The organism is Wolbachia endosymbiont of Cylisticus convexus, assembly GCF_003344345.1.
Window position 1 is genome coordinate 1 of the sequence record NZ_QPIP01000179.1, and the last position, 1,620, is coordinate 1,620.

Genomic DNA, 1,620 nt, shown 5'->3' on the forward strand with positions numbered 1-1,620 from the left:
AATCACAAAATTACTGACTGGAATAAATTTACTGAATTTGCTAAAAAATATGGTGGAAAAACTCTATCGGAAATGGCTAAGCTTTGGAGCAATGTTAGTATCCCAACGATTCATCGAGCTCTTAAAAAAATTGGACTCACACGCAAAAAAAGACATATGGATACAAAGAAAGGGACGAAGAAAAACGCGCTGAATTTTTGAAAATTATAGCAACAAAAGAACCTCAAAACTTAGTTTATATAGATGAGTCTGGCATTGATAACACCGAGGACTACCCTTATGGATATTGCCAGAAGGGACAGAGGTTTTATGCTCTAAAATCTGGTAAAAAAATTCAACGAATCAGTATGATTGCAGCCTTAAACGGCAGGAAAATAGTTGTTCCGTTAACATTTGAAGGCCACTGTAATATGTTAATAAATGGTTTGAGCAGTTTCTGACACCGATTTTGAAACCTGGACAAACTGTTATCCTTGATAATGCTACTTTTCATAAGTCTAATAAGATTACTGAATTTGCTAAAGGAGTTGGCGCAGAAATTTTATATCTACCGCCTTATTCTCCCGATTTTAACAAAATTGAGCATCATTGGTTTGCTATAAAAAACAGAGCTAGGAAAAACATCCCTCTATTCACATCTTTTCGTCATGCTGTTGATTCCGCTTTTCTATAAGCTTTTCGGACTATTATGAAAAGAGCTATAACTTGCATGCCGTTGATCACCTTATATCACGCCATTTTTGATACTTTCAACACTTATGGGAATAGCTCAAGGATCACCAATTTCGCCGTTACTAAGCAATATATACCTAAATGAGGTGGACAAAATGCTAGAGAAAGCAAAAGAGGTGACTAAAGAGGGAAAATATCAACATATAGAATACGCCAGATGGGCTGATGATTTAGTGATACTGATAAGTGGACACCCAAAATGGGAATGGCTAGAAAAATCAGTTTACAAAAGGGTACAAGAAGAATTAGCAAAACTAAAAGTAGAAGTAAATGAAGAAAAGACAAAAGTAATCAATCTAAAAGAAGGAGAATATTCAGCTACTTAGGATTTGATTTTCGAAGGAAAATTACAAGACAAGGAAAGTGGAGCATACAAACAACACCACAGATGAAAGTACGGACAAACCTAATACGCAAGTTGAAGGAAATATTTCGCTGCTATAAGTCGCAACCGATAGGGAAGGTGATAAAAATCATCAATCCAATATTGAGAGGGTGGACAAACTACTTTAGAATTGGGAACTCAAGTCGAAGCTTCAACTACGTTAAACAATGGGTAGAAAAGAAAACAAGACGCAACTTAATGAGATCCAGGAAAATGCGAAAAGGATTTGGCTGGAAGAGGTGGAGTAAGGAATGGATAGATAAACTTGGTCTGTATTCAGACTATAGAATACGATACTATGAACCGAAAGCACAACCAGTACAATATGTTATAAACTTTGGTAAGAATCTGCTAGGAAAGCGTAGTGCGGGAAAACCGCATGCTGCGTTTGATGAGGCGGGAGCTGGAAACGTAAATATGGGAATTTTGGATTGAGGTCCTCAACGAAAGCGAATGGAATAACCACCAAACCCTAAAGGAGGCGCGCCAGCTCTCGACCCTAC

Annotated in this window: 2 protein-coding genes and 2 pseudogenes; all 4 read left to right on the forward strand. The window is 37.3% G+C overall.

What is annotated here, in order from left to right; translation table 11 throughout:
• Positions 1-673, forward strand: a pseudogene (locus tag Wcon_RS09955) (IS630 family transposase); the annotation flags it as partial.
• A gap of 85 nt (positions 674-758) precedes the next feature.
• Positions 759-1,058: a reverse transcriptase domain-containing protein gene (locus Wcon_RS12325; protein ID WP_237350149.1), complete on the forward strand. Its 300-nt coding sequence runs from the start codon at positions 759-761 to the stop codon at positions 1,056-1,058.
• Between the two features lie 62 nt (positions 1,059-1,120).
• Positions 1,121-1,300 (forward strand): annotated as a pseudogene (locus Wcon_RS12330) (group II intron maturase-specific domain-containing protein); the annotation flags it as partial.
• 30 nt (positions 1,301-1,330) lie between these two features.
• The gene (locus Wcon_RS12335) at positions 1,331-1,552 is read left to right on the forward strand and encodes a hypothetical protein (RefSeq protein ID WP_237350025.1); all 222 of its coding nucleotides are present in this window, start codon (positions 1,331-1,333) and stop codon (positions 1,550-1,552) included.
• The last annotated feature ends 68 nt before the right edge of the window (positions 1,553-1,620 follow it).

What these genes read in the sequence shown, in the direction of transcription:
- Wcon_RS12325 (WP_237350149.1), top strand. Translation starts at nt 759, where the DNA reads ATGGGAATAGCTCAAGGATCACCAATTTCGCCGTTACTAAGCAATATA.
- Wcon_RS12335 (WP_237350025.1), top strand. Translation starts at nt 1,331, where the DNA reads ATGCGAAAAGGATTTGGCTGGAAGAGGTGGAGTAAGGAATGGATAGAT.